This is a genomic window from Streptomyces sp. GQFP (genome assembly GCF_021545335.1).
Classification (GTDB): domain Bacteria; phylum Actinomycetota; class Actinomycetes; order Streptomycetales; family Streptomycetaceae; genus Streptomyces.
On record NZ_CP089312.1, the window covers coordinates 5,280,754 to 5,305,839 of the forward strand.

Consider the following 25,086-nt stretch of genomic DNA (forward strand, 5'->3'; position numbering starts at 1 on the left):
CGCTACTCCCCGCCCGGGTGGGCGAGTTCGATGTCGTGGCCGTCGGTTCCGTTGCCGGTGACGGTCAGGGCGGTGGCCGCCGGCGGGTAGCCGGTCGCGATGACCGTGTACTCGCCGCTGTCCAGATCGGTGAAGGCGTACGCCCCGTCCGCTCCGGTCGTCGACGTGCCGACCACGTTGCCCGCCGCGTCGACGAGCGTGACCCGCGCGTCCCCGAGCGGCCCGTGCGGCGCCCGTACGACACCCTGGACGTGCGCCCCGGAGGCGAGTTCCACCTCGACCCGGGTGACCCCGGCGCCGCCGACCTCGACGGGCAGCGCCCGCGGCCGGTACCCGGTGGCGTTCACGGCGATCGTCACGACACCCGGCACCAGCTCGGCGAACGTGAACTCGCCCTGCTCACCGGTGGTCCCGGTGGCCAGCACGTCCCCGCGCACATCGGTCACGACGACCATCGCGTCCTTGACGGGCGACCCGGACTCGGTGGCCCGCACCAGCCCGCTGAGCCCGCTCGTGCCGCTGAGCAGGATGTCGTACGAGACCGGCTCGCCGTTCACGACGATGGTCGAGGCCTGCGGCTGGAACCCGTCCGCCGAGGCGATCAGGACGTACGAGCCCGTGCCCGGCGCGTCCAGCGCGTAGCCGCCGTCGCCCTGTGCGACCGCGCGGCCCAGCTGACGTCCGGAGAGGGAGATCAGCGTGACGGCGGCCTGTGGAACGGGCGCGCTCTCGGCACCGCGCACGTGACCGCGTACCGGAATCCCGCCCGAGGCGGGTGAGTCGTCGGCAACCGTGGCGACGGCGGCGGGCACCTTCTCCATCGCCGCAGCGGTCTCCGCAACCGGAGTGGGAACCGAACCGTTCTCCTCCGCCGCCTGCGCCAACGCGCCCTTCGTCCGCAACGGGACCTCCTTGATGAAGACGGAGAAGACGAGCGCGAGGAGGGCGGCCGGGGCGGCGTAGAGGAAGACGTCGCCGATGCCGTGGCCGTACGCGCCCTCGATGACCGTGCGCAGCGGCGCGGGCAGGCCGTCGAGGTCGGGGATCGTGTTGGAGGTGGAACCGGAGAGCGCCGAGGCGTACTTCGGGTCGAGGGTGGCCAGACCGTCCTTGAGGTGGTCGGCGATCCGGTGACTGAGGACCGCGCCGAGCGCCGAGACGCCGATCGCGCCGCCGAGGGAGCGGAAGAAGGTGACGACGGAGCTGGCGACGCCCAGGTCGGAGGGGTCGACCTGGTTCTGCGTGCACAGCACCAGGTTCTGCATCATCATGCCGACGCCGAGCCCGAGCAGGGCCATGTAGATGGCGACGTGCCAGTAGGGGGTGTCGTAGCGCAGGGTGCCCAGCAGGCCCAGTCCGGCCGTGACCAGCACACCACCCGCGAGCAGCCAGGCCTTCCAGCGTCCGGTACGGGTGATGACCTGGCCGGAGATGGTCGAGGCGACGAACAGGCCGGCGATCATCGGGATCGTCATGACGCCGGACATGGTCGGCGACTTGTCGCGGGCCAGCTGGAAGTACTGGCTGAAGAAGATGGTGCCCGCGAACATCGCGATGCCGACGAAGAGCGAGGCGAGCGAGGCGAGGGTGATCGTGCGGTTGCGGAAGAGACGCAGCGGGATGATCGGCTCGCTGGCCTTCGACTCGACGAGGACGAAGATCCCGAGCAGCGCGACCGTGCCACCGACCATCGCGTACGTCTGCCAGGACACCCAGTCGTACTTGTCGCCGGCGAAGGTCACCCAGACCAGCAGCAGGCAGACGGCCGAGGTGATGAAGAAGGCGCCGAACCAGTCGACCTTGGCCTGACGCTTGACGACGGGCAGGTGCAGGGTCCGCTGGAGCACGATGAGGGCTATGACGGCGAAGGGGACGCCGACGTAGAAGCACCAGCGCCAGCCGAGCCAGCTGGTGTCGGTGATGACACCGCCGATCAGCGGGCCGCCGACCATCGCGGTCGCGAACGTGGCGCCGAGGTAGCCGTTGTAGCGTCCGCGCTCACGCGGGGAGATCATCGCGGCGAGGATGATCTGCGCGAGGGCGGACAGACCGCCCATGCCGATGCCCTGCACGGCACGGAAGCCGATGAGCATGGCGGCGTTCTGGGAGAGACCGGCTGCGGCCGACCCGAGCACGAAGATGACGAGCGCGAGCTGGATCAGCAGTTTCTTGGAGAAGAGGTCGGCGAGCTTGCCCCACAGCGGGGTGGACGCGGTCATCGCGAGCAGCGACGCGGTCACGACCCAGGTGTAGGCGTTCTGGCCGCCGCCGAGGTCCTTGATGATGTCGGGCAGGGCGTTGGAGACGATCGTCGACGACAGGATCGCGACGAACATGCCGAGCAGCAGCCCGGTCAGCGCTTCCATGATCTGCCGGTGCGACATCGGCGGGCCGTCGGCGGAGCCGTGGGAGCCTCCCCCGTGCTTGGCGTGAGCCCGCACACCGGCCGGTGTGGTCGTTGCCATTGAGCTTCCTTGTCTGTTTCCGCGCGTGTACGTCTTCTGCGTGTACGTCATCTACGTGTGCTGCGTCGTCTGGTGGGCGTGGGAGTGGGCGTGGGCGCCGAAGCTGTCCCGGAGCCGCGCCATGAGCCGGACGAGCTGTCCGATCTCCTCGTCGCTCCAGTCGGCGAGCCGGTGGGCGAGCAGTTCGGTGGTCCGCCGCGACAGCTCGCCGATCTGCGCGTGCCCCGAAGGGGTCAGCCGCAGAATGCGGGAGCGCTTGTCGGCGGGGTCGGGGAGCCGTTCGATCCAGCCGCGTCCGGCGACGTGGGCGACATGGCGGCTGGTGACCGACATGTCGACGGCGAGCAGCTCGGCGAGCCGGCTCATCCGCATGTCCCCGTGCCGGTCGAGCAGCGTCAGCACGGCGGCGGAGCCGCCGGGACACTCGGGCGGCATGATCCGCCCCAACTCCCGCTTCACGGCCCCGAAGGCACTGAACTGACGCACCAACTCCTCGTACTGCGCCTGCTCGGCCATCACACCCCCTGAAGTCTGCCTCTTTATTTGTTGCTTGGGGCAACCATAAGAACGATTGGTTGCTACAGGCAAATGAAAAGGGGGGAAGATGGACTAAAAACTTGGCAAAGGCAAGTATTGGCGAACGTAAACGCGCAGGTGGGAGCGGTGAGGGGGGCCCCACTTGGGTGAGCCCCGCCAGGTTCGCTAGGGTCTCCCACCATGGCCAACACCCAGGGCCCCGAGGGCAACTACGACCCCGCGGGCAGCACCCAGATGTTCCGAGCGTTCGTCGACGAGACCCCCCAGGGCGGCAGCCGCCAGGCCCCGGCCCCGGCGGGCCCCCGCATCGGCCTGATCGTCGGCGTGGTCGTCGCCGTGGCGGTCGTCGCGGCGGTGGCTTGGCTGGCGCTGAAGTAAGGAAGGGCGGGGCGACTTGCCCGCGCGGGACAGCGACGTCCCGCGCTTTGTCGTGTCTGCGGGTCGGTCGGTTCCTTCAGTCCGCCAGGACGGGGGCGGTACGCGATCGGCCGGCTGGTCTGTCGGCTCGGTGGCACGAGCAGTCCCAACGGTCGCTGAACAGGGGCGGCCCGGTGGGGGACTGCCAGGGCAGACGGTGTTCGACCGTTCCGGAGCACTGCCCGTGCAGGTCCGCGTGCTCGGCGTGGAGTGTGGCCACCTCGCAGGGCGGCTGTAGCTGACGCGAGGTGTGGCCCCGGCCGGTCATCGCTCCTCCGGGCTGTCGTATGCGCCGATCGCATCGTCCGGGTCGAGGTCGAGTTCGGTGGCGCCAGCCTCGGGCAACCGGGCGCCCCGGCTGTCCGCGACGCGTTTCACGTCCCGCAGGGACTCGCTCATCCGGGCCAGCGTGAACCGGAGTTGGTCTGCGGTGACCCTGTCGTCGTCGAGCAGATCGGCGGCACGGTCGAGGAGTTCTCCCGCCATACCGAGCTGTACCGCCTCGATGTCGTCCGCGACGCGCCACAGGTAGCCGGTTCCGTCGCTGGACAGGAAGCACGGATTCCCTTCTGTGTTCGACCATGGCAGTAACCGGGGTGCGGGCGGTGCGGTGTGTGACCGGAGTTCAGAGGATCGTCGTTGCTGCGAAGAGGGCACAGAGAACCACCGCCTTGGGCGAGAGGCTTGCACGGCCCCGTGAACCTCACTGCTATTCGCGAATAGTGCCAAGATGGGCCTGTGGTAGCTGTCTTGTGCGAGTCGCTTACGGTACGAAGGAGCAGCTGCACGAGAAGGCCGCCGACGAGGGGAGTACGTCGTGGGTAGTGGAAGCGACTGGGTGAGCACCTCGATGCCGTATCTGGCGCCACGGGCGAACGGGCAGGGCGACGCCTGGAGCGAGGAAGCCGCTGCGAAAGGGCGCAGGGGAACCCAGCGCATCGTCCACGCGGGGGAGGTTCCGGCCTCGGACGAGGTCTCCGGCCTGCTCGGTGTCGCCGAGGGCGAGGCAGTGGTCGTACGGCGTCGGGTGATCGAACTCGACGGCGAGCCCTGTGAGTTGACGGACACGTACTACCCCGTGCACATCGCCGGAGGCACCGGGCTCGCCGGCGTCGCCAAGATCCCGGGTGGAGCCGTCACCTTGCTCGCGCGACTCGGGTACGTGGGCGTACGGGTACGTGAGGACGTGACGGCCGGACTGCCGAGCGCGGCGGAACAACAGGCGCTGCGCGTCGGCCCGGACGAACCCGTCCTACGGCTGACCCGGCTCACCCTGGACGCCGAGGACCGCCCCCTCCAGGCCGACCTGATGACGATGCCCGCCGACCGCCAACGCCTGCGCTACGAACTGCGGATCGGATAGCCGTGCCCCGTACCGAGACCGGCGCCGACGACCGGCGCTCCCTGCACGAGCGGATCGCTGCGGACCTGCGCGACGAGATCATGAGCGGGGAACTGGCGCCCGGCGCCAAACTCCCGTCCACGACGCAGCTCAAGGACAGGTTCGACGCGTCGAGCGCGACGGTGCAGAAAGCCCTGCAACTGCTCAAGGACGAACAGTTGGTCGTCGGCAGGGCCGGGGCGGCCGTGACCGTACGCGAACACCGCCAGCGCACGCTGCGCCCGGCAGCCGCCTCCATGACAAGGGCCGAGGCCGGGCAACAGTATCCGTGGCTCACCGAGATCGCGAAGCACGGTTCCCGGGCGCACAGCACCCTCCTGGAGGTGACGGAGAAGGTTCCACCGGCCGATGTCGCGGCTGCCCTCGAACTCGCACCTGGCGCGACGGCCGTCCTGCGCCGCCAACTCCTCACCATCGACGACGAACCCGTTGAACTCGTCGCCTCCTACTACCCCACCGACCTGGCCCGAGGCACCGCACTCGCCGAACCCCGCAAAATCCGCGGCGGTACGCCGACCCTGCTCGCCGAACTCGGCCACCCACCGCACCGCAGCATCGACCGAGTCTCCGCACGGGTCCCCACCCAGGAACAGGCCACGGCCCTACGCCTACCCGGAAACCTGCCTGTCCTGCGCACCCTGCGCGTCGTCCACAGCGCCGACGAACGCCCGGTCGAGGTGACTGTGATGGTCAAGGCGGGGCATCTGTACGAGCTGGAGTACGAGTTCACCTCGCTCTCCTGACTGGAGGAGCTGCGAATAAGCTGCTCGATTCATGGTGCGGGGGTGACTGACCGACACTGTTGAGCCTCCGGCAAGGTGACCGTCACGAGAAGCGACAGCACCTGTGGACCATGACCTACTGAAGGCTCCAGCGGTGGGAGTGTCCGGGATCGTTGGGGCAGGCGAAGAGGTTGAACTCGCCTGCGCGGCCCACGACGACCTCGGTCGGGATGGCGTACGGATGTGGATCGAGATCGCGGTCTTCAACCGGTTTCCAGCTGCCGCTGCCGCCGTCCCACTCGGAGCTGTCAATGGTCAGCAGGAGTTCCATCGGAGTCGCGCAGGTCCAGCAGTCCATCGGGTACGGGTCGGTGGCATGCCAGGACGCGTACCCGCCGACACGCCAGCCTGGTGGGATGGACAGGTCGTACTGGTAGCCGACCGACTCGGCACCTTCTTCGTCCTCCGACTGCTCGGCCTCTTTCTCCAGCGACTCCTCCCAGGTGTCGAGCCTGGCGCACAGTTCCTCCGGAAGGAGACTGGCGAAGGGGTAGGTGACCACCTGCTCCGGGTACAGCACACAGGGCTCGGGGACGTACCCGTCGTAGCCGAGGACCTGTGGCTGCGGCGGCGAGGCAAGTACCTCGCCGACGTCGGCAGAACGGCGCCAGACCAGGTGAAGCAGCATGCCGTGCCGGCCCGCGCCGTGCGCGTCGAAAGGGCACCAGAACACCTGGAGCAGGTCGCAGCCGCCCGGCCCGGCCGGCAGGTCGGGGATGTCCCTCCGGAACAGCTGTGCGAGGCCGATCAGCGGCAGTGGGTCGGTCTCGGAGGCACCCGGAATCCGGTGCTTGCGGCGCAGCTCATCAACGAGCTGCCGTTCCTCGTCCGTGAGTCCCTGAGACGGTCCGCGAGCCCACGCTGCGGCCAGGACCTCTCGTTCCCGGTGGATGTCCGCACGGCGTCGGCCGTGCCCTCGGCCGTGTACCTCGCTGCACAGCGGCCACGGCTCGTCCGTCGGCCACAGCATCGGTCCGCCGACGGAACTGGCCGAGACGTCCGGACTTCCCGGCCGCGGGTGCAGCCGTGTCGTCGTGCCCCGGTACGCGGCCAGCTCGGGGAAGAGCGCCTCGATGTCGAGCGGGCGCGGCGGTGTGGTCCTCGTCATGGAAGCGACCCTATGCAGTCGACAGTTTCGGTGAGCAGCTCCCCCTGGCCGCCTCTCCCCAGGCCTGAAGCAGTGACCCCGTAGGCGTCCTGGACTCAGCCCGCCGAGCATCGATGCCGGTCAGACCCTTCACTCTCAGCGGGCCTGCGGATAGCCGATTTTGGAGATGTCCGGGGCCAGGTCCGCCTGGGTGACCCTTACGTTCAACGACGACACAAGTTCCGCCACGGCTGGCACGCCGTCCTCGTCGGTGAACGCTGCTTCCTCGGCGAAGGGCTTGACAGACCCCCGGGACATCGTCGATCACTCCTGGCCAAGGTTCGCCGTCGTGGCCATACGGGCTCATCGGCGATTCGTGGCCGAAGCCCCGTACGTAGGCTCCGGCCGCCGAGAACACGATGGAGTACTCGTCTCCCGACCCGTTGCGCATCGAGCATCGCAAGCGAGCGGCACAGGTCCCGCAGGTCGGCGATGGCAGGAAGCCGGCGGGCTACGTCATAGACAGTCACGGGCTCATCCAACCGGACGCCTCTGACATCACCCGTCCCTTTGCCAGACGTCAGGCTCAGTTGCAATTCCGGCGCCAGGCAGGGCGACGCACGACAGTTGCATGCGCGAGCTGGCCAGTGTCGCCCCCTACGCCCACTCCACCCCGACCACCCGCGTCTCCACCCGCATCCCCCAAGGCACCCGCCACGCGTCGACGCACACGGTCCAGGACTGTTCCCTCGTCTCCCCCGCCCCGATCGGCACAGGCAGCGCCACCCTCGACTCGATCGTCGCCCAGTCGATGCCGAGCAGGTCGATGATGTGCGTGCCGAAGGTGACCGTGCCCGAACGGACCGGCGTGCCACCGGTGTTGTGGAAGGTGAGCGTCACCTTCTCGCACCAGCGTTTGTCCGTGGGCGTGAGTACGGGCGCGCTCGTGGTCAGACGGGCGGGACCGACGGGCGGCGGCGATTCCGGTGTTGGTACCGGGAGTGGTGTTGGTGTCTGCGCCGGTTCGGAGGGCGCGGGCATGGCCGACGGGGAACTCGTGCTCGTACCGGTGGAGTTGCTGCTCGCTTCTCCAGGAGTCGGCGATCCGGGGCCTGTTGGGCCTGTTGCCGATGGGTGCGGCCGACTCTCCTGCGCCGAGGGGGACTTGGCCGGCGCGGATTCCCGCTCCCGTCCCTCCAACGGTACGAACGTCACCTCCCCGGTGGGAGCGACCGCCGTACCGCCGCTCGCCGGGTGCTCGACCGCGGCGTACCCCTCGCCCTGTCCGTCACCGCCCCCGCACGCCACCAACAGCCCTGCCAGGGTGCAGGTCGCGATGGCCGCCGAGGTGGTCAGGGCGATGGTGCCCCGGCGGTCATGCGTCGTACGGGTCGGGCGAAGCATCGCGACATCGTCGCTGATGCTCCGTCAGAAGTGAACCCTCAGGAGGCCCCTCAGTGGGGCCTCATCGGAGCCTCAGTCCGAGATCAGGCCCTCGCGCAGCTGGGACAGGGTCCGGGTCAGCAGGCGGGACACGTGCATCTGGGAGATGCCGACCTCCTCGCCGATCTGCGACTGGGTCATGTTGGCGAAGAAGCGCAGCATGATGATCCGGCGCTCGCGCGGCGGGAGTTTGGCCAGCAGCGGCTTGAGGGACTCGCGGTACTCCACGCCCTCCAGCGCCGTGTCCTCGTAGCCGAGGCGGTCCGCCAGGGAGCCCTCGCCGCCGTCGTCCTCCGGGGCCGGGGAGTCCAGGGACGAGGCCGTGTACGCGTTGCCGACCGCGAGGCCGTCGACGACGTCCTCCTCGGACACGCCCAGGACCGCGGCGAGTTCGGTGACCGTCGGCGAGCGGTCCAGCTTCTGGGCGAGTTCGTCGCTGGCCTTCGTGAGGGCCAGGCGCAGTTCCTGGAGGCGGCGCGGGACGCGCACCGACCACGAGGTGTCGCGGAAGAACCGCTTGATCTCGCCCACGACCGTCGGCATCGCGAACGTCGGGAACTCGACGCCGCGTTCGCAGTCGAAGCGGTCGATCGCCTTGATCAGGCCGATCGTGCCGACCTGGACGATGTCCTCCATCGGCTCGTTGCGGGAGCGGAAGCGGGCCGCCGCGTACCGCACGAGGGGGAGGTTCAGCTCGATGAGGGTGTCCCGGACGTACGCACGCTCGGGGCTGTTCTCGTCGAGGGCGGCGAGCCGCAGGAACAGGGAACGGGACAGGGTGCGGGTGTCGATGGCTCCCGTGGCCGGCGGAGCCGGCGGGAGGGCCGGGACGGCCGGGGCTGCCTCTGCCTCGACCTCCACTACGAGGGCCGGGACGTCGTGAAGCTCGGCGGGCGCCGACTCGCTCTTCGTGAGCGTGAGCACCTTCGAGCTGCCCTGGTCTGCGGACATGCCACCCCCTTTGGGTCGCGGACGGTCGCGGCGGACGCTCCCGTCTGAGGAACGCAGCCTTCACCTGAATACCGGAGCCGAAGCCACGGCAAACGCTCTTCCGGCAGAATGTCACATGTCGGCAACACGCTGTAGTGACATGTCGACATGTAAGACACGAATCAGCCCTGTAAAGAGGGGGTCTGACGGTTTTTCACCCCAGAAATGGGAGGAAGTACGCCACTGGGCGATTCGCTCTCCCAGGTGACGTCTCGATTCTGTGTCCGGTTATCCCCGGACCGCCCCTGGACCGCCCCCGTGGTGACTCGTGTGACTCCTGCGGCGACGCCCGCGGCCACTCCCGCGACTACGCCTCGATGCGGTTCGCCGAACGCAGTCGCGCGAAGCTGCGGGCCAGCAGCCGGGACACGTGCATCTGGGAGACGCCCAGTTCCGCGCTGATCTGCGACTGGGTGAGGTTGCTGTAGTAACGCAGCAAAAGGATCCGCTGCTCGCGCTCGGGGAGCTGGACCAGGAGATGGCGGACGAGATCGCGGTGCTCCACGCCGTCCAGTGCCGGGTCCTCGTAGCCGAGCCGGTCGACCAGACCGGGCAGGCCGTCGCCCTCCTGGGCCGCCTCCAGTGAGGTCGCGTGGTACGAACGGCCCGCCTCGATGCAGGAGAGCACGTCGTCCTCGCTGATCCGCAGCCGCTCGGCGATCTCGGCGGTCGTCGGGGTACGCCCGAACGCGGTCGTCAGATCCTCGGTCGCGCCGTTGACCTGCACCCACAACTCGTGCAGCCGGCGCGGTACGTGGACCGTGCGGACGTTGTCCCGGAAGTACCGCTTGATCTCGCCGATGACCGTCGGCATCGCGAACGTCGGAAACTGCACACCCCGGTCCGGGTCGAACCGGTCGATGGCGTTGATCAGCCCGATGGTGCCGACCTGGACGACGTCCTCCATCGGCTCGTTGCGGGAGCGGAAGCGGGCGGCCGCGTAGCGCACGAGCGGGAGGTTCGCCTCGATGAGCGCCCCTCGCACGCGGTTGTGCTCCGGCGTGCCCGGGTCCAGCACCTTGAGCTGGCCGAAGAGCACCTGGGTGAGCGCCCGGGTGTCCGCGCCGCGGCTCCGCGGTGGGGCGGGCTCCTGGGGAGCGGCCTCCAGGGGAGTGGCCTCCTGCGGCGCGGTCTGCTGTGGTGCGGCTTCCTGGGGTGGCGCAGTACTGGCCGACACGGTCAACGCCACCTCTTCATCGGTCAACTCTTCATCGGTCAACTCATCCGTCAAAAGCGGTCATAGCATCACAAGACATGTGCACTGTGTGCAAGCACCCCATAACGCCGTGTTGAGTGAGGTTTGGTGGCATAAGGCATGAAAAGGCCCCACACCGTTCCGGTGCGGGGCCAGTTGCGTGCTCGGCCTAGAACTCGTAGTCGGCGATCACCCACGTGGCGAACTCGCGCCACTGTGCCGCGGCCGCCTGATGGGCCGGGTGCTCCACGTACCGCTTGAGCGCGTCCGTGTCGTCGACCGCCGAGTTGATCGCGAAGTCGTAGGCGATGGGGCGGTCGGTGATGTTCCAGGCGCACTCCCAGAAGCGGAGTTCGTCGATCTGCCCGGACAGGGCGCGGAAGGCGTCGGCACCCGCCACGACCCGCGGTTCGTCGCGCTGGACGCCCTCGTTGAGTTTGAAGAGGACCAGATGGCGGATCACATGTACTCCTCTACTTGGCGCCGTCGGCGATCCAGGTCATGAAGTCCCCTATGGCACTGGCCGCGTTCGAGACTCCCTCGAACGCTATCTCGACGTATTCGGCCGCTTTCTGCGGGTCCGTGATGATCACGTACAGCACGAAGACCACGAGCACATAGACGGCGATCTTCTTCGAATTCACCGCCACCGCGGCCTCCCCTCAGACCAGACCAGACCACACCCGACTGATGTCGCACGAAGGGCCCCGCCGTCCGGCGAGGCCCTTCTCCAGCGGTAGCGGAGGGATTTGAACCCTCGGTGACTTGCGCCACACTCGCTTTCGAGGCGAGCTCCTTCGGCCGCTCGGACACGCTACCGAGACAGACCTTACAGCACGGTGCGGTGTGCTCCGAAATCCGTTTTTAGTTCCGGAAGAACTTGGTCAGGAGGTGTGCGCAGTCGTCCGCGAGGACGCCGCCGATCACCTCGGGGCGGTGGTTGAGGCGGCGGTCGCGGACGACGTCCCAGAGGGAGCCGGCCGCGCCCGCCTTCTCGTCGCGGGCGCCGTAGACGACCCGGTCGACCCGGGACTGCACGAGGGCGCCCGCGCACATCGTGCAGGGCTCAAGCGTCACGACGAGCGTGCAGCCGGACAGCCGCCACTCCCCGAGGTCGGCCGCGGCCCGCCGGATCGCGAGAACCTCGGCGTGCGCGGTCGGATCGCCCGTCGCCTCGCGCTCGTTGTGCCCGGTCGCGAGGACGGTCGTACCGTCGGCGGCCAGGACGACGGCACCGACGGGGACGTCACCGCCGAGGACAGCCCGCCCGGCCTCGGCCATGGCGAGCCGCATCGCGGCCCGCCATGGATCACGTACGGGGTCGGGCGCCCCCTCGACGGTCAGGCCCTGTTCGTTCAGCGCACCGTCTCCAGGACCTCCGACGCTCCGAGGGCGTCGGCGATCGCGCTCAGCGCGTCGTCGGCGTCCAGGGCGCGCAGTTCCTTCTCGCCGACGCCGAGGTCGTCCAGGATCTCGGTGTCGCCGACGGGGCCGTGCGGCACCGCCTCGGCGGAGGTGCCGGCCTCGTCGTCATCGTCGGAGTCGGCGTCCGGATCGCTGTCCGACTCACCGTCCTCGGTGCCGTCGAGGTCGAGGGCGTCCAGATCTGTATCGAGGTCGTCCGGATCGCGGCCGAGCAGCTCGGCCGTGAGCAGGATCTCGCCGTACGAGCTACGGGCAGCGGCGGCGGCGTCCGAGACGTAGATCCGGGGGTCGTCCTCGCCGTCGACGCGGACGACGCCGAACCAGGCGTCCTCCTGCTCGATCAGCACCAGCACCGTGTCGTCCTCGGGGGAGGCTTCACGGGCCAGTTCGGCCAGGTCCGACAGCGTTTCCACATCATCGAGTTCTGTGTCGCTCGCTTCCCACCCGTCTTCGGTGCGCGCGAGCAGTGCGGCGAAGTACACCGTGACTCTCCCACTGGTCCTAGGCGTGCCGGTTGGGGGTCCCCCCGGCGGAGGCTTTGGGTGGGGAGTGCTGTGCGCCGAGCCCCACCCACTCGGAATCGTGGCAGAAACGGAGCGTTCAGGGGACGTCTTCGGCACCCTGTGTCCGGCTCTTTTGATCGCTTGTCGGCCGAGCCCTTCACCAGCGCTCTCGTTGCCGCCACCAGCGGATCGTAACCGGCTTCCCTGGCCGCCCCCGCACGGCCACCCCCTCAACGCGCGTGCTACCAGCGGAATGTACGCATGCGCATGGCGTGGCGGAGGCGGGCGGTCTTGGCGCGGCGGGGCTGGACACGGTCGCGCAACTCGCGCGCCTCGGTCAGCTCGCGCAGGAAGACGGCCCGGCGCCGACGCCGCTCGGCCTCGGTCTCCGACGATTTCTGTTCCCGGTCTTCCCGGGCGGGTTCCCGGTTCGGTTCACGGTCAGGCACAGGCAGACACCCCCAGTCCGTCCCCCCTGGTCCATCCCTCCCACTTTCCCTCCGTCGGGCGGTTTGATGCCAGCGGAAGGGTGATCGGGGAGCTGAGCCCCCGCACAGGACCACGGCTACTGTTAGGGCCATGCGTCTTCACGTCGTCGACCACCCTCTGGTCGCTCACAAGCTCACCACGCTGCGCGACCAGCGCACCGACTCCGCGACCTTCCGCCGTCTCGCCGACGAGCTGGTCACCCTCCTCGCCTACGAGGCCACGCGCGACGTGCGGACCGAACAGGTCGACATCACGACGCCGGTCGCCTCGACCACGGGCGTCAAGCTGTCCCACCCGCGCCCGCTGGTCGTGCCGATCCTGCGGGCCGGTCTCGGCATGCTGGACGGCATGGTCCGGCTGCTGCCGACCGCCGAGGTGGGCTTCATGGGCATGGTGCGCGACGAGGAGACGCTCCAGGCGTCCACGTACGCGACCCGGATGCCGGAGGACCTCTCGGGCCGCCAGGTGTACGTCCTCGACCCGATGCTCGCCACCGGCGGCACCCTGGTCGCGGCGATCCAGGAGCTGATCAAGCGCGGCGCCGACGACGTGACGGCCGTGGTCCTGCTGGCCGCCCCGGAGGGCGTCGAGATCATGGAACGCGAGCTGGCAGGCACCCCGGTGACGGTCGTGACGGCCTCGGTCGACGAGCGCCTCAACGAGCACGGCTACATCGTCCCGGGCCTGGGAGACGCGGGAGACCGCCTCTACGGCGCAGCAGAGTAGGCGGTCGCCTTTAGGGGCGCGCGGGGAACTGCGCGACCAGCCACGACGGCGCGGCAGCCGAACGACGCGCACATCGCCGAATCGTTCAGCAATCCTTCGGGGAGCTGGACGGCGTCGGCGACGGGTTGGCCAGCGCGGCCAGCGCCTGGTCAGCCTCCTGCTTATTGGTCAGCGCCGTGAACTTCGTACCGATAAGCAGGTCAACCTCGGTGGCCGACGCCCGCGCGTCGGTCTTCACCTGTGCCCCGGCAAGCTGCGTGCCCAGCACAGGCAGCGCGGCCTGGGCGGCCGACTTCGCGCCGAGCACCATTCCGGCGCCGGCGATCTTCTTGTCGTAGGCCTTGGTCGCGTTGCCGATGTCGCCGATGCGGAAGCCGCGCTTCCGTAGCTCGTCCGCGGCCTGCTTGGCGAGGCCGCTGCGGGGCGTGGCGTTCAGGACGTTGACGGTGATCTGGCCGGGCTTGGGCAGCGCTTTGGCGGCCGTCGTCGCCGAGGGCGAGGGGCTCGCCTTGGAGGCGCAGTCCGACTTGGGGCCCGCCGCCGTGGCCTTGCTGCCGCCGCCCGTGAAGACGTCGATGAGCTGCAAGGTGCCCCAGCCGATCAGGCCGAGGGCGGCGACGGAGGCCACGAGTCCGAGCACGAGTCTGCGGCGTCCCCGGGGTCGGCGCATCCGCGGGTACTTGTCGCCCGTGATGCGGTACTGGCCGCCCATTCCGGGGGGAGTCAGCATGCTCATGGGCGCAGCGTAGTGCGCCCTGGCGGTGATGCCTACTAAATGATCATTGACCTGGCCCGGGTAGTACCCGAAAGGGCCAATAAGGCCTGTGAAAGAAGGTGGGAACGGCCGTCAGTCCAGTTCCAGCACGCGTGCGTGCAGCACCTGGCGTTGCTGGAGGGCCGCCCGGACCGCGCGGTGCAGACCGTCTTCCAGATACAGGTCGCCCTGCCACTTCACGACATGCGCGAAGAGGTCGCCGTAGAACGTGGAGTCCTCGGCGAGCAGGGTTTCCAGGTCGAGCTGGCCCTTGGTCGTCACGAGCTGATCGAGGCGGACCGGGCGCGGCGCGACGTCCGCCCACTGCCGGGTGCTTTCCCGGCCGTGGTCGGGGTACGGCCGGCCGTTTCCGATGCGCTTGAAGATCACACGGAAAGCCTACCGGTCCAGACGTTCCGGGCGCAGCCATGGAGACGGAGTGCGACGCTGGAAAAGATGCCGTAAAGCGGGGCAAACCGGAACAGGGGTCTGACATGAGCGACCGCGAGACCGCGCCATCGGCCACCGCAGGGACCACCGCGGAGTCTTTGCCACCGGCAAACGCGCCCGGATCACCACCCCGCGCGCCGGGGAGCGCTCCCGCACTCCCCCAGCAGGCCCTGGAGATTGCTTCCGGATACACCTTCACCGGCCCGGCACTCGATCTGGGCGCCCTGATCTGGGACGGGACCTGCCTCCCGGACGCCCAGATCCGCATCCCCCTCCCGATGCTCAACCGGCACGGTCTGGTCGCGGGGGCCACCGGAACCGGCAAGACCAAGACGCTCCAGCTGATCGCGGAACAGCTCAGCGCCCAAGGTGTGCCCGTTTTCCTGGCCGATGTGAAGGGTGACGTCTCCGGGATCGCGGCGCCGGGGGAGATGAACGACAGGGTCCGGTCCCGTTCCGCCGAGGTGCACCAGCGGTGGACGGCGACCGGATTCCCCGCCGAGTTCTACGCCCTCGGCGGCATCGGCCACGGCATCCCGGTCCGCGCCACCATCACCAGCTTCGGCCCGGTACTGCTCTCCAAGGTCCTCCAGCTCAACCAGACCCAGGAGCAGTCGCTCGGCCTGATCTTCCACTACGCCGACCAGAAGGGCCTTGAGCTGCTCGACCTCAAGGACCTGAGAGCGGTCGTCGCCTTCCTCACCTCGGACGAGGGCAAGGCCGAGCTGAAGAACATCGGCGGCCTGTCGACGGCCACGGCCGGGGTCATCCTCCGTTCCCTCACCGCCTTCGAGGCGCAGGGCATGGCGGACTTCTTCGGCGAGCCGGAGTTCGACACGGCCGAGCTGCTGCGCATGGCGCCGGACGGCCGGGGCATGGTCTCGCTCCTCGAACTGCCCGCCGTACAGGACCGGCCGCAGCTGTTCTCGACGTTCCTGATGTGGCTGCTGGCCGACCTCTTCCACGACCTCCCGGAGGTCGGCGACGCCGACAAGCCGAAGCTCGTCTTCTTCTTCGACGAGGCGCATCTGCTCTTCAACGACGCGTCGAAGGCATTCCTGGACGCGATCACACAGACCGTCCGGCTCATTCGCTCGAAGGGGGTGGGCATCTTCTTCGTGACGCAGACGCCGCGAGACGTCCCCTCCGACGTCCTCGCCCAGCTCGGCAACCGCGTCCAGCACGCGCTGCGCGCCTTCACCCCGGACGACCAGAAGGCCCTCAAGGCCACGGTGAAGACGTTCCCGAACTCGCCGTACGACCTGGAGGAACTGCTCACCGGCCTCGGCACGGGCGAGGCGGTGGTCACGGTGCTCAGCGAGAAGGGGGCCCCGACACCCGTCGCCGCGACCCGGCTGCGCGCCCCCGAGTCCCTGATGGGCCCGGTCGAGGCCACCGTTCTCGACGAGGCGGTCAGGTCCTCGCAGCTGTACGCACGTTACGCACAGGCTGTGGACAGAGAGTCGGCGTACGAGAAACTGACCGCACGGGCAGGAGCGAAGGGCCCCGATGAGATGCGGGCCGCGCCCAAGCAGGCCAAGGCACCCAAGGAGGACCCCTCCGTCGTCCAACAGGTGGTGGGCAGCGGCATGTTCAAGTCGCTCGCGCGTTCCGTGGGCACCCAGATCGGGCGGGAGATCACCCGCTCCCTCTTCGGTACGGCACGGCGGAGGCGGTAGCCACCAGGGTCCCGCCCCCGCCGCCCGGTCAGCGGCCCGGCTCCTTCGCGGGCTGCTCCGGCTTGGCCTCCTTGACCTGTGGTTTCGGTGCGTTGCGTACGGCCTCGGCGCGCAGCAGGGCGCGCAGGACCGCGTAGGGGTCGATCGCCATGACGGTGTTCCTGTCCCGTGTGTCGTACGGAGTGACTGACTGATGGACCGGGGGGCCGGGCCTGTCAGCAGCGCAGGACCACCGAGCGCGGGGCACGCGGGGAAGGGGCGGCGGGCGGCGTGTGGATCGGCAGGGGCCGGGCGGTGGGACCCGCGATCGGGACGGGTACGGGCCGCAGCGGTACGACACAACGGCCGGTGCCCCGCGTCACCGGCCGCAGCACGGTGTCCAGGACGTCGTACTCGAAGACCGCCGAGCCGCTCTCGGCCGCCGCCATGGAGGCGGGCATCGTCTGCGCGCCCGCGTGCCCGCCCGGCATGGACAGGGCGAGCAGCAGGACGAACGCCCGCAGCCAGGCACGCCGACGGGCTTGCGATACGACGGTGCTCACGGGGTTTGTGTCCCGTGCGGAGTACGTCGTTCATCACACCGGCGGGGAGAACCGCCCGCTCGGCCTACTTGCCGGCGGCTTTCGCCGCCTTGGCCGCCGCCTTCATCTCCTGTTTGTGGGCGCGCACCTTGGTCAGGGACTCGGGGCCGGTGATGTCGGCGACGGAGCGGAAGGACTTCGGTTCGCCGTAGGCGCCGGCCGCCTCGCGCCAGCCCTTGGGCTGCACGCCGAGCTGCTTGCCGAGGAGGGCCAGGAAGATCTGGGCCTTCTGCTTGCCGAAGCCGGGCAGGTCGGTGAGGCGCCCCAGCAGCTCCGGCCCGGTCGCCGCGTCCCGCCAGACGCCCTCGGCGTCACCGTCGTAGTGCTCGACGAGGTACTGGCAGAGCTGCTGGATGCGCTTGGCCATCGAGCCGGGGTAGCGGTGCACGGCCGGCTTGTCGGAGAGGAGCGCGGCGAAGGCCTCGGGGTCGTACGCGGCGATCTCGTGCGCGTCGAGGTCGTCGGCGCCGAGGCGCTGGGCGATTGTCGCCGGCCCTTTGAACGCCCACTCCATCGGCACTTGCTGATCCAGCAGCATGCCGGTCAGCGCGGCGAGCGGGCTGCGGCCGAGGAGCGCGTCGGCCTCGGGGTCCTGGGCGAGGTGGAGAGTGACGTCCATGGTCCGATCATGCCCCGATCGGACCATGGGCGCCCGGCCGCGCGGCAATTAGGACGGTCACCAGTAGCGGCCGAATCAGCTCGATCGTGTGATGGCCGACTTCTGGGCTTGCGGCGCCCAAGACCGTTCGGGGCGCGCGCACGTGCCCGGCTCCTGCCGGTTTCGCTGCCCCTGCCCCTGCGCCATGCCTTTTTCACCCCTCGCGTACGATTCCACCACAACTTACTTAGGTAAACCTAACCTAAAGTGCAATTTCAGACGCCAGTGAGGATACGAATATGGCCACCGAGATCTACCGCGACGCCTGGGGGATCCCGCACCTGCGTGCGGGCGACGCATATGAACTCGCCCGTGGCCAGGGCCGCGTCACCGCCCTCGATCGAGCCTGGCAGCTGGAGGTCGAGCGCCACCGTGCGCAGGGCACCTCGGCCGCGTTCCTCGGCGCCGAGGCCGTCGGCTGGGACGTGTTCGCCAGACGCGCCCGCCTCGACGACACCGCGAGACGCTGCTACGCCGCCCTGGAGAGCCGGGACCCCGAAACCGCCGCCTGGGTACGGGCGTACGCGGATGGCGTGAATGAGGGGTTGGGGGAAGGGGGCGCCGCCGCGCCCGAGTTCGCCGCGACCGGACTCGCCCCCGGCCGCTGGGAGCCCTGGACCCCGCTCGGTATCTGGCTCGCCACGCACATCCTGTTCTCCGGGTTTCCGGCCAAGCTCTGGCGGGAGCAGGTCGTGCGGCACCTCGGCGCCGACGCCATCGGCCTGTTCGCCATCGACGGTCCCGGCACCTCCGGCAGCAACGGCTGGCTGGTCAGCGGTGAACGGTCGGTCACCGGGCTGCCGTTGCTCGCGGGCGATCCGCACCGGTACATCGAGGATCCCGGGGGCTATCAGCAAGTCCGCCTGTCCTGCCCGGAGTTCGACGTCGTCGGGCTGGCCGTCCCGGGCGTCCCCGGCATCGCCCACTTCGGGCACACGGGCACGGTCGCCTGGGCCATCACCAACGCCATGGCCGACTATCAGGATCTGTATGTGGAGCGAATTCGCCGTGTGGGGGAGGGAGTTGAGGCCCTTGATCCGGATGGGGAGTGGCGGGCCGTCGATGTGCGGGTAGAGGTCGTGGAGGTCGCGGGTGGGGAGTCCGTCGAGGTGGAGGTGATCGAGACCGGGCGGGGGCCGGTCGTGATCGGTAGGCCCGAAGATGATGATGCAGAAACGATTAGTCTGCGCTATCCGCCCCGCGTCACCGGCGACCTCGGCTTCTCCGCTCTCCTCCCTCTCCTCCGCTCCCGTCGCGTCGCCGACATCGACCGTGCCCTCGATCTCTGGGCGGAGCCCGTCAACGTCGTCCAGGCCGCCGACACCGAGGGCGGGCTGCTGCACCGGGTCGCCGGGCACGTCCCCGTACGCGCCGAGGCCAACCGGACCCGGCTCGTGCGGGCCTGGGAGCCCGGGAACGAGTGGCACGGTCGGCACGAGACGCCGTACGGCACCGTCGACGACGGTCTCGCCGTCATGGCCAACCAGCGCGGCCCCGCGACTCCCCTCGGCGTCGAGTTCGCGCCGCCGCACCGGGCGGACCGTATCCGCGCTCTGTTGGAGGAGAAGGACCAGTGGTCGGCGGGCGATCTGCCCGTCCTCCACCTGGACACGCACCTCGCCTCAGCCGCGCCTCTCCTCGATCTTCTTGCCGGACTGGACGGCCTGACCCCGCACGAGGAGGCTCTTCGCGGCCAACTCCTGCGCTGGGACCGTCGGATGGACGCCGACAGCATGGAGGCGGCGACCTACGCGGCCCTGCGCTCCGCCGTCGTACGCCGCCTCGCCGCCCACCCCGCCTTCGCCGCACTGGCCGTCCCGCCCGCGTACCCCGAGGTCTTCCTTCCCTGGCTCGCCCTGCTTCCCCGGATCGGCTTCGCGCTCGAAGGGCTCCTGAGCGCACGGGAGTTGTACGGGATCGATCGCGCCGCCCTGGTGAGAGAAGCCGTCGCCGAGGTGGTCGTCGACCCGGGATCCGGCTCCGTGACCTGGGGCGAGCGGCACCGGCTGGTGCCCTGGCGGGCGCTCGGCAGCACCTCGTACGACGAACCGGGGCTCTCCGGCGACCACGACTGCGTGCTCTGCACCTCCGCCGTTCCCGGGCTCACCGATCTCAGCGCGCGTGGGCCCGCCGCGAGGTACGTCTGGGATCTGGCCCGGCGTGAGGACAGTCTGTGGGTCGTGCCCTTCGGGGCCTCCGGGGTTCCGGGCTCCGACCATCACCGCGATCAACTGCCCCTGTGGGCAAGGGGGGACCTCGTCCCGGTCGTCACCGACTGGGCGCGGCTCACGCGGGAGTACCCGCCGGTTTCTTCGTACGGGGATCGCGTGGCCGTTCATGAGCAGGTGGTCGACGGGTTCGGCACCGTGCGCGTGGTGCGGCTTGACCCCCTCGCCGATGCCGGGGTCGTGCACGGCTGGGTGAGTGAGCCGCGGGCCGGATTCTGGGGGATGAGCGGGCTGAGTGAGGAGCAAGTCGCCGAGATCTACGGTCACTTGGACACCCTCGACACCCATCACGCCTATCTGCTGGTGAAGGACGGTACGGCGGTCGGGCTGCTCCAGACCTATGAGCCCGAGGCCGACCGGGTGAGCGAGTGCTACACCGTCGAGCCCGGCGACATCGGCATCCATCTGCTGCTCGCGCCCGCCGGGGCGGAGGGCCGGCGGGCCGGGTGGTCGGCCGCGTTGATGGGGGTGCTGGCGGAGTACGTGCTGGTCGGGCTCGGGCGGCGGCGGATCGTGGTCGACCCCGATGTGCGGAACGAGAAGGCCGTCGCCCGCTTCCTGCGACAGGGGTTTGTCGCCGGGCCGGTTGTCGTGCTGCCCGAGATCGACCTGCCGGACGTGTATCTGCCGGAGAAGCGCGCCCAACTGGCGTTTCTTCCCTGGGAGGTAGCTTTTCCCGGGTGACTGCAGAGAACCCGGTGACTCCAGAGAACCCGGTGAACCCCGACGACCTGATCGCCCACTACGGCCTGGAGCCGATCCCGCGTGAGGGCGGGCTGTTCCGGCGTACCTGGGCGGGGCCCGAGCGGGCCGACGGGCGGCCGGAGGGCTCGGCGATCGTCGCGCTGCTGACCTCCGCGCCCGACGACTTCTCCGCGCTGCACCGGCTGCCGTCGGACGAGGTCTGGCACTTCTACCTCGGCGATCCGCTGGAGATGCTGCTTCTGGCGGCGGACGGGACTTCACGGGTGGTGGTGCTCGGGCCCGGTGTCCTGCGCGGGCAGGAGATCCAGGTGACTGTGCCCGGCGGCACCTGGATGGGCGCTCGGGTCGTCGAGGGCGGGGCGTGGACCTTCTTCGGGTGCACGATGGCGCCCGGGTTCACGTTCGAGGGGTACGAGCACGGCGACGCGGGCGAGCTGGCCGCGCGTTATCCGGCCGAGGCGGCTCGTGTCCGGGCACTGTGTCGGCCATGAGAGACATGAACCTTCTGGCAGGCCAGGTCGCCCTTGTCACCGGGGGCGGTGGCGGGATCGGGCGCGGGATCGCGTTGCGGTTCGCGGCGGAGGGGGCCGCCGTCGCCGTGCACTGCCGGACGTCGGACGAGGGTGCGCGGGACGTGGTCGCGCGGATCGGGGCGTCGGGCGGGCGGGCCGTCGTACTGCGGGGGGATCTCGGCGACGAGGACGAGTGCCGGCGGGTCGTGCGGGAGGCCGCCGAGTGGGGTGACGGGCGGCTGGACGCGCTGGTCAACAACGCGGGTGTGCAGCCGGTACAGGAGCTGGCCGGGATGACGGTCGCGGACTGGCGGGCGGTCGTCGACACGAACGTTCTGAGTGTCTTCGCCTGTACGCAGGCCGCGGCGGACATCATGCGCGGGAACGACGGTGGGGGGAGCGGTGGCGGGAGTGTTACGCACATCGCGTCCATCGAGGCAGCGCATCCGGCGGCCGGGCATGCGCATTACTGCGCTTCCAAGGCGGCCGTGGTGATGCACGCCCGGTCGGCGGCGCTCGAGTACGGGCCGTACGGGATCCGCGTCAACAGCGTCTCGCCCGGGCTCGTCGACCGGGAAGGGCTGGCGGACGACTGGCCGGAGGGGGTGCGGCGCTGGCAACAGGCGGTGCCCGTAGGGAGGTTGGGGCGGGCTGAGGACGTCGGTGACGCGTGTGTGTTCCTCGCGTCGCGGCTGGCGTCCTGGGTCAGCGGGCACGACCTGGTCGTGGACGGAGGGATGTCCGCGCGTCCCACGTGGTGAAGGCCACGGTGAATCCCGTGTCGGCCCGGTGAGCGGGGCGTCAGGATCGTCCGTACGTATACGAGAGCCGGATTGTCCCGGAGACGGAGAAGGTACGTGGGCCGACTACGGAACGAAGGGCGCGATGACCGACGAGCCGCAGGAGGCGAACATCCAGGGATCGACGGGTTCAACGGGTTCAACGGGTTCAACAGAGGCGGAAGCCGGGGGATCCGGGGCGCCCGGGGACTTCAAAGGGTGGTGCTGCTGGGCACCATGCTGGTCCTGTTCGTCCTCGTCGGCGGGGCGGGTACCGCGTCCGCGCACGCCGCTCTCCGAGACAGCGACCCCCGTGACGGAAGCGTCCTCGAGTCCGCGCCCCGACAGGTCACCCTGACCTTCACCGAGGCCGTCGGTCTGCTCGACGACTCCTTCCGTGTCTTCGACCCTGACAGCCGGCGCGTCAGCACCGGCGAGGCCGAGCATGTGAAGGGGAGTTCCGACGCGGTGCGCGTGAGCCTGCCCGAGGGTCTCGGCGAGGGCACGTTCACCGTGGCCTGGCGGGTCGTCTCGGCGGACAGTCACCCCATCTCGGGCGCCTTCACCTTCTCCATCGGTGAACCCTCCGCGACCTCGGCCACGATCGACACCGGTCCCGTCGAGAACGCGGCCACCAGCGCCCTCTACGACATCGTCCGCTATCTGGCGTACGCGGCTCTGGCACTGCTCGTCGGCACGGTCGTGTTCGTTCTGTTCTGCCGGCCGGCCGGCACGGACCCTCTGCGCAAGCTGGTCCTGACGGGCTGGTGGACCCTCCTCGTGTCCAGCGTCGCCCTGCTCCTGCTGCGCGGCCCGTACGAGGCGGGCACCGCCCCGGCCACCGCCTTCGACCTGTCGACCCTGGAACGCACCGCGAGCAGCAGGCCGGGCCTGGCACTCCTCGCCCGGATCGTTCTGCTGGCGGCAACGGCGGTACTGCTGACGGTGGTTGTACGTCGGCGGCAGCGTGACGGGGAGCGTGACGGGGACAGTGGCAAGCCGGTCCTCCTCGCCGCCGGTGGCGTGCTCGCCGTCGGGCTCACGCTGACCTGGGCCGCCGCCGAACACGCGTCGGCCGGTATCCAGGTGCCGGTCGCGATGACGTCCTCGGTGCTGCATCTGCTCGCCATGGCAGCCTGGTTGGGCGGCCTCGCGGCCCTGCTCACCAGCCTCCAGGCGGCGGAGCCGCTCCCCACGTCCACCGTCGCCCGCTTCTCCAAGCTGGCCTTCGTCTCCGTGACCGTCCTGACCGTCACCGGCGTCTACCAGTCCTGGCGCGGCCTCGGCTCCTGGGACGCGTTCACCGACACGTCGTACGGGCGCATCCTGATCGCCAAGCTGTGCGCGGTGGTGTTCCTGCTGGTGGCGGCCGGGTTCTCGCGCCGCTGGACAGGGCAGTTGCTGGTGCCGGTGGCGACGGAGGCGGCGGAGGTCGCCGAGGTCGCCGAGGCGAAGGTCGTGGAACGGGTGCCTGAGACGGTCGGTGCTCGGGTGACTTCGTCCGGCGGCGACGGAGGCGGCAACGACGCAACCGATGGCGTAAGCGCGGAGAGCCCCTCCGCCCCCTCCGACCCCTACCGTCGTCGGCTCCGGCGTTCCGTGCTGGCCGAAGTGGCTGTCGGGATCGCGGTGTTGGTGATCACGACGATTCTCACGGCCACCCTGCCGGGGCGGGCCGCCGCCGAGGCTGCGGAGGCCGCCCAGGACGCGCCCGCGCCCGGGGTGATCAACGCGTCCACGACGACGATCCCCTTCGACGTCGGTACGCCGGGCGGACACGGCAAGGTGCAGGTCACCCTCGAACCGGCCCGGGTCGGGGAGAACAGCGTGCAGGCCGTGGTGTTCGGGCCCGACGACGGTTTCGCGATCGTCCCCGAACTCCGGATCTCCTTCTCCCTCCCCAGCAAGGACATCGGCCCGCTCAACGCCGAGGTCACCGACCTGGGCGGCTACTGGGGCACCAACACCCTTCAGCTGCCGATCGCCGGAACCTGGACCATGAAGGTGACGATCCGGACCTCGGACGTCGACCAGGTGAGCGTGTCCCGGAAGGTGAAGATCAGTCCCTGACCTGGGCGAGGAGGTCGGCGAGGGCGGTGACCGACGTGAGGATCTCGGCCGGTGGCCGGGCCAGGTCGACCGCGTGGGTGGTGACGGTGATGCCGACGTTGCGGATCGGGTGGGGGACGGGGGCGTCGCCCCGCTGGGCCGCGTACACGAGGTGGCCGTGCGGGAGGGCCAACGCCGTGCAGTAGCTGAGCAGTTGGTACATGTGGTCGTGGGGCGGCGGTGCGGCGCCGAGGTCGATGTACTTGGCGTCCACGACGGTCAGGGGGCGTCCGGCGCGGTAGAGGACCAGGTCGGGGCGGATCCGGACGCGGGAGCTCACGTCCAAGTGGTGGCGCCGGTCCTGAGGTCGGACCCGTATCCGGTGCGGGACCAGGGCGGCAGTCAGGGTGTCCGTGAGGAACCGCTCGAAGACCCGGGCCAGGTCGAGGACGAAGCCGTCGGTCGTCACGGGGGTGGGGCCTTCGTGCGGGGAGATGCCGCGGTCGGTGAGGATCAGCTCCGCCAGGCGCAGGGCGGGCGCGTAACGGGAGTTGAGGCGGGTCGGCGTCCAGGTGGGGAGCGGGGTGCCGGGGCGCAGGGGCGTGACCTCGGGGAGGCGTCCGGCCAGGTGGCGCAGGGTGCGGCGGGCCGTCTGCGTGACTCCGGGGAGGCGTTCCAGGCGGTGCAGCGCGGCCAGCAGGACGCGGTTCTCCGCGATGTCGGCCGTGAAGTCGTCGTAGCGGACGGCCACGGGGAGCGGCAGTCCCGTCCGGCGCAACTGGTCGGCGGTGCGGATCCGGCCGCGTACGACGGGGAGTTCGTCGTCGGTGACGCGGTAGCCGTGCAGGACGCCGGGGTCGAGGGCGCGGCGGGCGGCGCGGGCGTAGGCGTCGGCCAGGGCGGGGAGCAGGGCGTCGTCGGACGCCGACGCGGTGACCGGCTGGTCCTGCCAGGGGGTGCCCGGGGCGTGGGTGAGGAGGAACAGCAGCTGGGAGACGGGGAGTTTGGGGCGGATACGGAGTTCGACGGTGCCGTCGCCGCGTCCGAGCCGGATCAGGCCGACTCGCTGCCGGCCGGAGACACGCCAGCGTCCGCCGGGGCCGGGTGCCGGGGTGAGCCGGACGAGGTCCGTGCGATGGGCGAGGGTGGCGACCTGGGCGGGGCGCAGGGCGACCAGGACACCCCGGCCGGTCTCGGTGAGGGAGATGTGGTCGGTCGTGACGGCCACCG

Annotated in this window: 27 protein-coding genes, 1 tRNA gene and 1 pseudogene; 9 read left to right on the forward strand and 20 right to left on the reverse strand. The window is 69.9% G+C overall.

Features of this window, described 5'->3' with window-relative positions:
* Positions 1 to 2: 2 nt before the first annotated feature.
* The gene (locus LUX31_RS23370) at positions 3 to 2,465 is read right to left on the reverse strand and encodes an MFS transporter (RefSeq protein ID WP_235476928.1); all 2,463 of its coding nucleotides are present in this window, start codon (positions 2,463 to 2,465) and stop codon (positions 3 to 5) included.
* A gap of 51 nt (positions 2,466 to 2,516) precedes the next feature.
* Positions 2,517 to 2,981 carry a MarR family winged helix-turn-helix transcriptional regulator gene (locus tag LUX31_RS23375; RefSeq protein ID WP_235476929.1) on the reverse strand — a complete coding sequence of 155 codons (465 nt, stop codon included), beginning with the start codon at positions 2,979 to 2,981 and terminating at the stop codon, positions 2,517 to 2,519.
* A 201-nt stretch (positions 2,982 to 3,182) separates the two neighbouring features.
* On the opposite strand from LUX31_RS23375, the gene LUX31_RS23380 reads away from it, so the two are divergent.
* On the forward strand, positions 3,183 to 3,380 hold the full coding sequence (locus LUX31_RS23380; RefSeq protein WP_235476930.1) for a hypothetical protein: 198 nt from the start codon (positions 3,183 to 3,185) through the stop codon (positions 3,378 to 3,380).
* Between the two features lie 303 nt (positions 3,381 to 3,683).
* Here the strand turns inward: LUX31_RS23380 and LUX31_RS23385 are convergent, their stop codons facing one another.
* Positions 3,684 to 3,905: a hypothetical protein gene (locus LUX31_RS23385; protein WP_443045989.1), complete on the reverse strand. Its 222-nt coding sequence runs from the start codon at positions 3,903 to 3,905 to the stop codon at positions 3,684 to 3,686.
* 364 nt (positions 3,906 to 4,269) lie between these two features.
* Between LUX31_RS23385 and LUX31_RS23390 the strand changes: the two genes are divergently transcribed.
* Together LUX31_RS23390 and LUX31_RS23395 are read left to right on the forward strand one after the other, a co-directional pair.
* A complete protein-coding gene (locus LUX31_RS23390) occupies positions 4,270 to 4,782 on the forward strand; it encodes a GntR family transcriptional regulator (protein WP_235480023.1) in 513 nt (170 codons plus the stop codon).
* Entirely contained in the window at positions 4,779 to 5,564 is a 786-nt protein-coding gene (locus LUX31_RS23395) for a GntR family transcriptional regulator (protein WP_235480024.1), read from the forward strand. The genes LUX31_RS23390 and LUX31_RS23395 overlap by 4 nt, the downstream gene beginning before the upstream one ends.
* Before the next feature lie 115 nt (positions 5,565 to 5,679).
* On the opposite strand, the gene LUX31_RS23400 is transcribed toward LUX31_RS23395, so the two are convergent.
* From LUX31_RS23400 to LUX31_RS23450, 11 genes and pseudogenes are all read right to left on the reverse strand, one after another.
* Positions 5,680 to 6,711 carry a hypothetical protein gene (locus LUX31_RS23400; protein WP_235476931.1) on the reverse strand — a complete coding sequence of 344 codons (1,032 nt, stop codon included), beginning with the start codon at positions 6,709 to 6,711 and terminating at the stop codon, positions 5,680 to 5,682.
* A 225-nt stretch (positions 6,712 to 6,936) separates the two neighbouring features.
* Positions 6,937 to 7,220, reverse strand: a pseudogene (locus LUX31_RS23405) (hypothetical protein); the annotation flags it as partial.
* 127 nt (positions 7,221 to 7,347) lie between these two features.
* Entirely contained in the window at positions 7,348 to 8,094 is a 747-nt protein-coding gene (locus LUX31_RS23410) for a hypothetical protein (RefSeq protein WP_235476932.1), read from the reverse strand.
* Positions 8,095 to 8,166: 72 nt separating this feature from the next.
* Positions 8,167 to 9,084, reverse strand: coding sequence for an RNA polymerase sigma factor SigF (locus LUX31_RS23415; protein ID WP_235476933.1), 918 nt, complete (start codon positions 9,082 to 9,084; stop codon positions 8,167 to 8,169).
* Positions 9,085 to 9,430: 346 nt separating this feature from the next.
* On the reverse strand, positions 9,431 to 10,312 hold the full coding sequence (locus LUX31_RS23420) for an RNA polymerase sigma factor SigF (protein WP_235480025.1): 882 nt from the start codon (positions 10,310 to 10,312) through the stop codon (positions 9,431 to 9,433).
* 175 nt (positions 10,313 to 10,487) lie between these two features.
* A complete protein-coding gene (locus LUX31_RS23425) occupies positions 10,488 to 10,781 on the reverse strand; it encodes a Dabb family protein (RefSeq protein ID WP_235476934.1) in 294 nt (97 codons plus the stop codon).
* Between the two features lie 10 nt (positions 10,782 to 10,791).
* The gene (locus tag LUX31_RS23430; protein ID WP_235476935.1) at positions 10,792 to 10,968 is read right to left on the reverse strand and encodes a hypothetical protein; all 177 of its coding nucleotides are present in this window, start codon (positions 10,966 to 10,968) and stop codon (positions 10,792 to 10,794) included.
* A gap of 84 nt (positions 10,969 to 11,052) precedes the next feature.
* Positions 11,053 to 11,137: transfer RNA gene (locus LUX31_RS23435), tRNA-Ser, on the reverse strand.
* Between the two features lie 45 nt (positions 11,138 to 11,182).
* The gene (tadA, locus tag LUX31_RS23440; protein WP_235476936.1) at positions 11,183 to 11,611 is read right to left on the reverse strand and encodes a tRNA adenosine(34) deaminase TadA; all 429 of its coding nucleotides are present in this window, start codon (positions 11,609 to 11,611) and stop codon (positions 11,183 to 11,185) included.
* Between the two features lie 62 nt (positions 11,612 to 11,673).
* Positions 11,674 to 12,225: a tRNA adenosine deaminase-associated protein gene (locus tag LUX31_RS23445; RefSeq protein ID WP_235476937.1), complete on the reverse strand. Its 552-nt coding sequence runs from the start codon at positions 12,223 to 12,225 to the stop codon at positions 11,674 to 11,676.
* A 263-nt stretch (positions 12,226 to 12,488) separates the two neighbouring features.
* Positions 12,489 to 12,695 carry a hypothetical protein gene (locus LUX31_RS23450; protein ID WP_235476938.1) on the reverse strand — a complete coding sequence of 69 codons (207 nt, stop codon included), beginning with the start codon at positions 12,693 to 12,695 and terminating at the stop codon, positions 12,489 to 12,491.
* 130 nt (positions 12,696 to 12,825) lie between these two features.
* Here LUX31_RS23450 and upp point away from each other — a divergent pair, with 130 nt between their 5' ends.
* The gene (gene upp / locus LUX31_RS23455; protein WP_235476939.1) at positions 12,826 to 13,461 is read left to right on the forward strand and encodes a uracil phosphoribosyltransferase; all 636 of its coding nucleotides are present in this window, start codon (positions 12,826 to 12,828) and stop codon (positions 13,459 to 13,461) included.
* An 85-nt stretch (positions 13,462 to 13,546) separates the two neighbouring features.
* On the opposite strand, the gene LUX31_RS23460 is transcribed toward upp, so the two are convergent.
* Complete coding sequence (locus LUX31_RS23460) at positions 13,547 to 14,197, reverse strand: LytR C-terminal domain-containing protein (protein ID WP_235476940.1); 651 nt, start codon at positions 14,195 to 14,197, stop codon at positions 13,547 to 13,549.
* Between the two features lie 111 nt (positions 14,198 to 14,308).
* Positions 14,309 to 14,605 (reverse strand): type II toxin-antitoxin system VapB family antitoxin, encoded by a 297-nt coding sequence (locus LUX31_RS23465; protein ID WP_003999914.1) that lies wholly within the window; start codon positions 14,603 to 14,605, stop codon positions 14,309 to 14,311.
* 104 nt (positions 14,606 to 14,709) lie between these two features.
* Between LUX31_RS23465 and LUX31_RS23470 the strand changes: the two genes are divergently transcribed.
* On the forward strand, positions 14,710 to 16,344 hold the full coding sequence (locus LUX31_RS23470; RefSeq protein ID WP_235476941.1) for a helicase HerA-like domain-containing protein: 1,635 nt from the start codon (positions 14,710 to 14,712) through the stop codon (positions 16,342 to 16,344).
* A gap of 28 nt (positions 16,345 to 16,372) precedes the next feature.
* On the opposite strand, the gene LUX31_RS37515 is transcribed toward LUX31_RS23470, so the two are convergent.
* From LUX31_RS37515 to LUX31_RS23480, 3 genes are all read right to left on the reverse strand, one after another.
* Complete coding sequence (locus LUX31_RS37515; RefSeq protein WP_268828185.1) at positions 16,373 to 16,495, reverse strand: hypothetical protein; 123 nt, start codon at positions 16,493 to 16,495, stop codon at positions 16,373 to 16,375.
* A gap of 64 nt (positions 16,496 to 16,559) precedes the next feature.
* The gene (locus LUX31_RS23475; RefSeq protein WP_235476942.1) at positions 16,560 to 16,886 is read right to left on the reverse strand and encodes a hypothetical protein; all 327 of its coding nucleotides are present in this window, start codon (positions 16,884 to 16,886) and stop codon (positions 16,560 to 16,562) included.
* Positions 16,887 to 16,950: 64 nt separating this feature from the next.
* A complete protein-coding gene (locus LUX31_RS23480) occupies positions 16,951 to 17,544 on the reverse strand; it encodes an HhH-GPD-type base excision DNA repair protein (RefSeq protein WP_235476943.1) in 594 nt (197 codons plus the stop codon).
* A 278-nt stretch (positions 17,545 to 17,822) separates the two neighbouring features.
* On the opposite strand from LUX31_RS23480, the gene LUX31_RS23485 reads away from it, so the two are divergent.
* From LUX31_RS23485 to LUX31_RS23500, 4 genes are all read left to right on the forward strand, one after another.
* On the forward strand, positions 17,823 to 20,495 hold the full coding sequence (locus LUX31_RS23485) for a GNAT family N-acetyltransferase (RefSeq protein WP_235476944.1): 2,673 nt from the start codon (positions 17,823 to 17,825) through the stop codon (positions 20,493 to 20,495).
* Between the two features lie 32 nt (positions 20,496 to 20,527).
* Positions 20,528 to 21,007, forward strand: coding sequence for a cupin domain-containing protein (locus LUX31_RS23490; RefSeq protein WP_235480026.1), 480 nt, complete (start codon positions 20,528 to 20,530; stop codon positions 21,005 to 21,007).
* Positions 21,008 to 21,012: 5 nt separating this feature from the next.
* Positions 21,013 to 21,789: an SDR family NAD(P)-dependent oxidoreductase gene (locus tag LUX31_RS23495; RefSeq protein WP_235480027.1), complete on the forward strand. Its 777-nt coding sequence runs from the start codon at positions 21,013 to 21,015 to the stop codon at positions 21,787 to 21,789.
* Between the two features lie 240 nt (positions 21,790 to 22,029).
* On the forward strand, positions 22,030 to 23,877 hold the full coding sequence (locus LUX31_RS23500) for a copper resistance CopC/CopD family protein (protein ID WP_235480028.1): 1,848 nt from the start codon (positions 22,030 to 22,032) through the stop codon (positions 23,875 to 23,877).
* Here the strand turns inward: LUX31_RS23500 and LUX31_RS23505 are convergent.
* Positions 23,867 to 25,084, reverse strand: coding sequence for an McrC family protein (locus LUX31_RS23505; RefSeq protein WP_235476945.1), 1,218 nt, complete (start codon positions 25,082 to 25,084; stop codon positions 23,867 to 23,869). The genes LUX31_RS23500 and LUX31_RS23505 overlap by 11 nt on opposite strands.
* Positions 25,085 to 25,086: the final 2 nt, after the last annotated feature.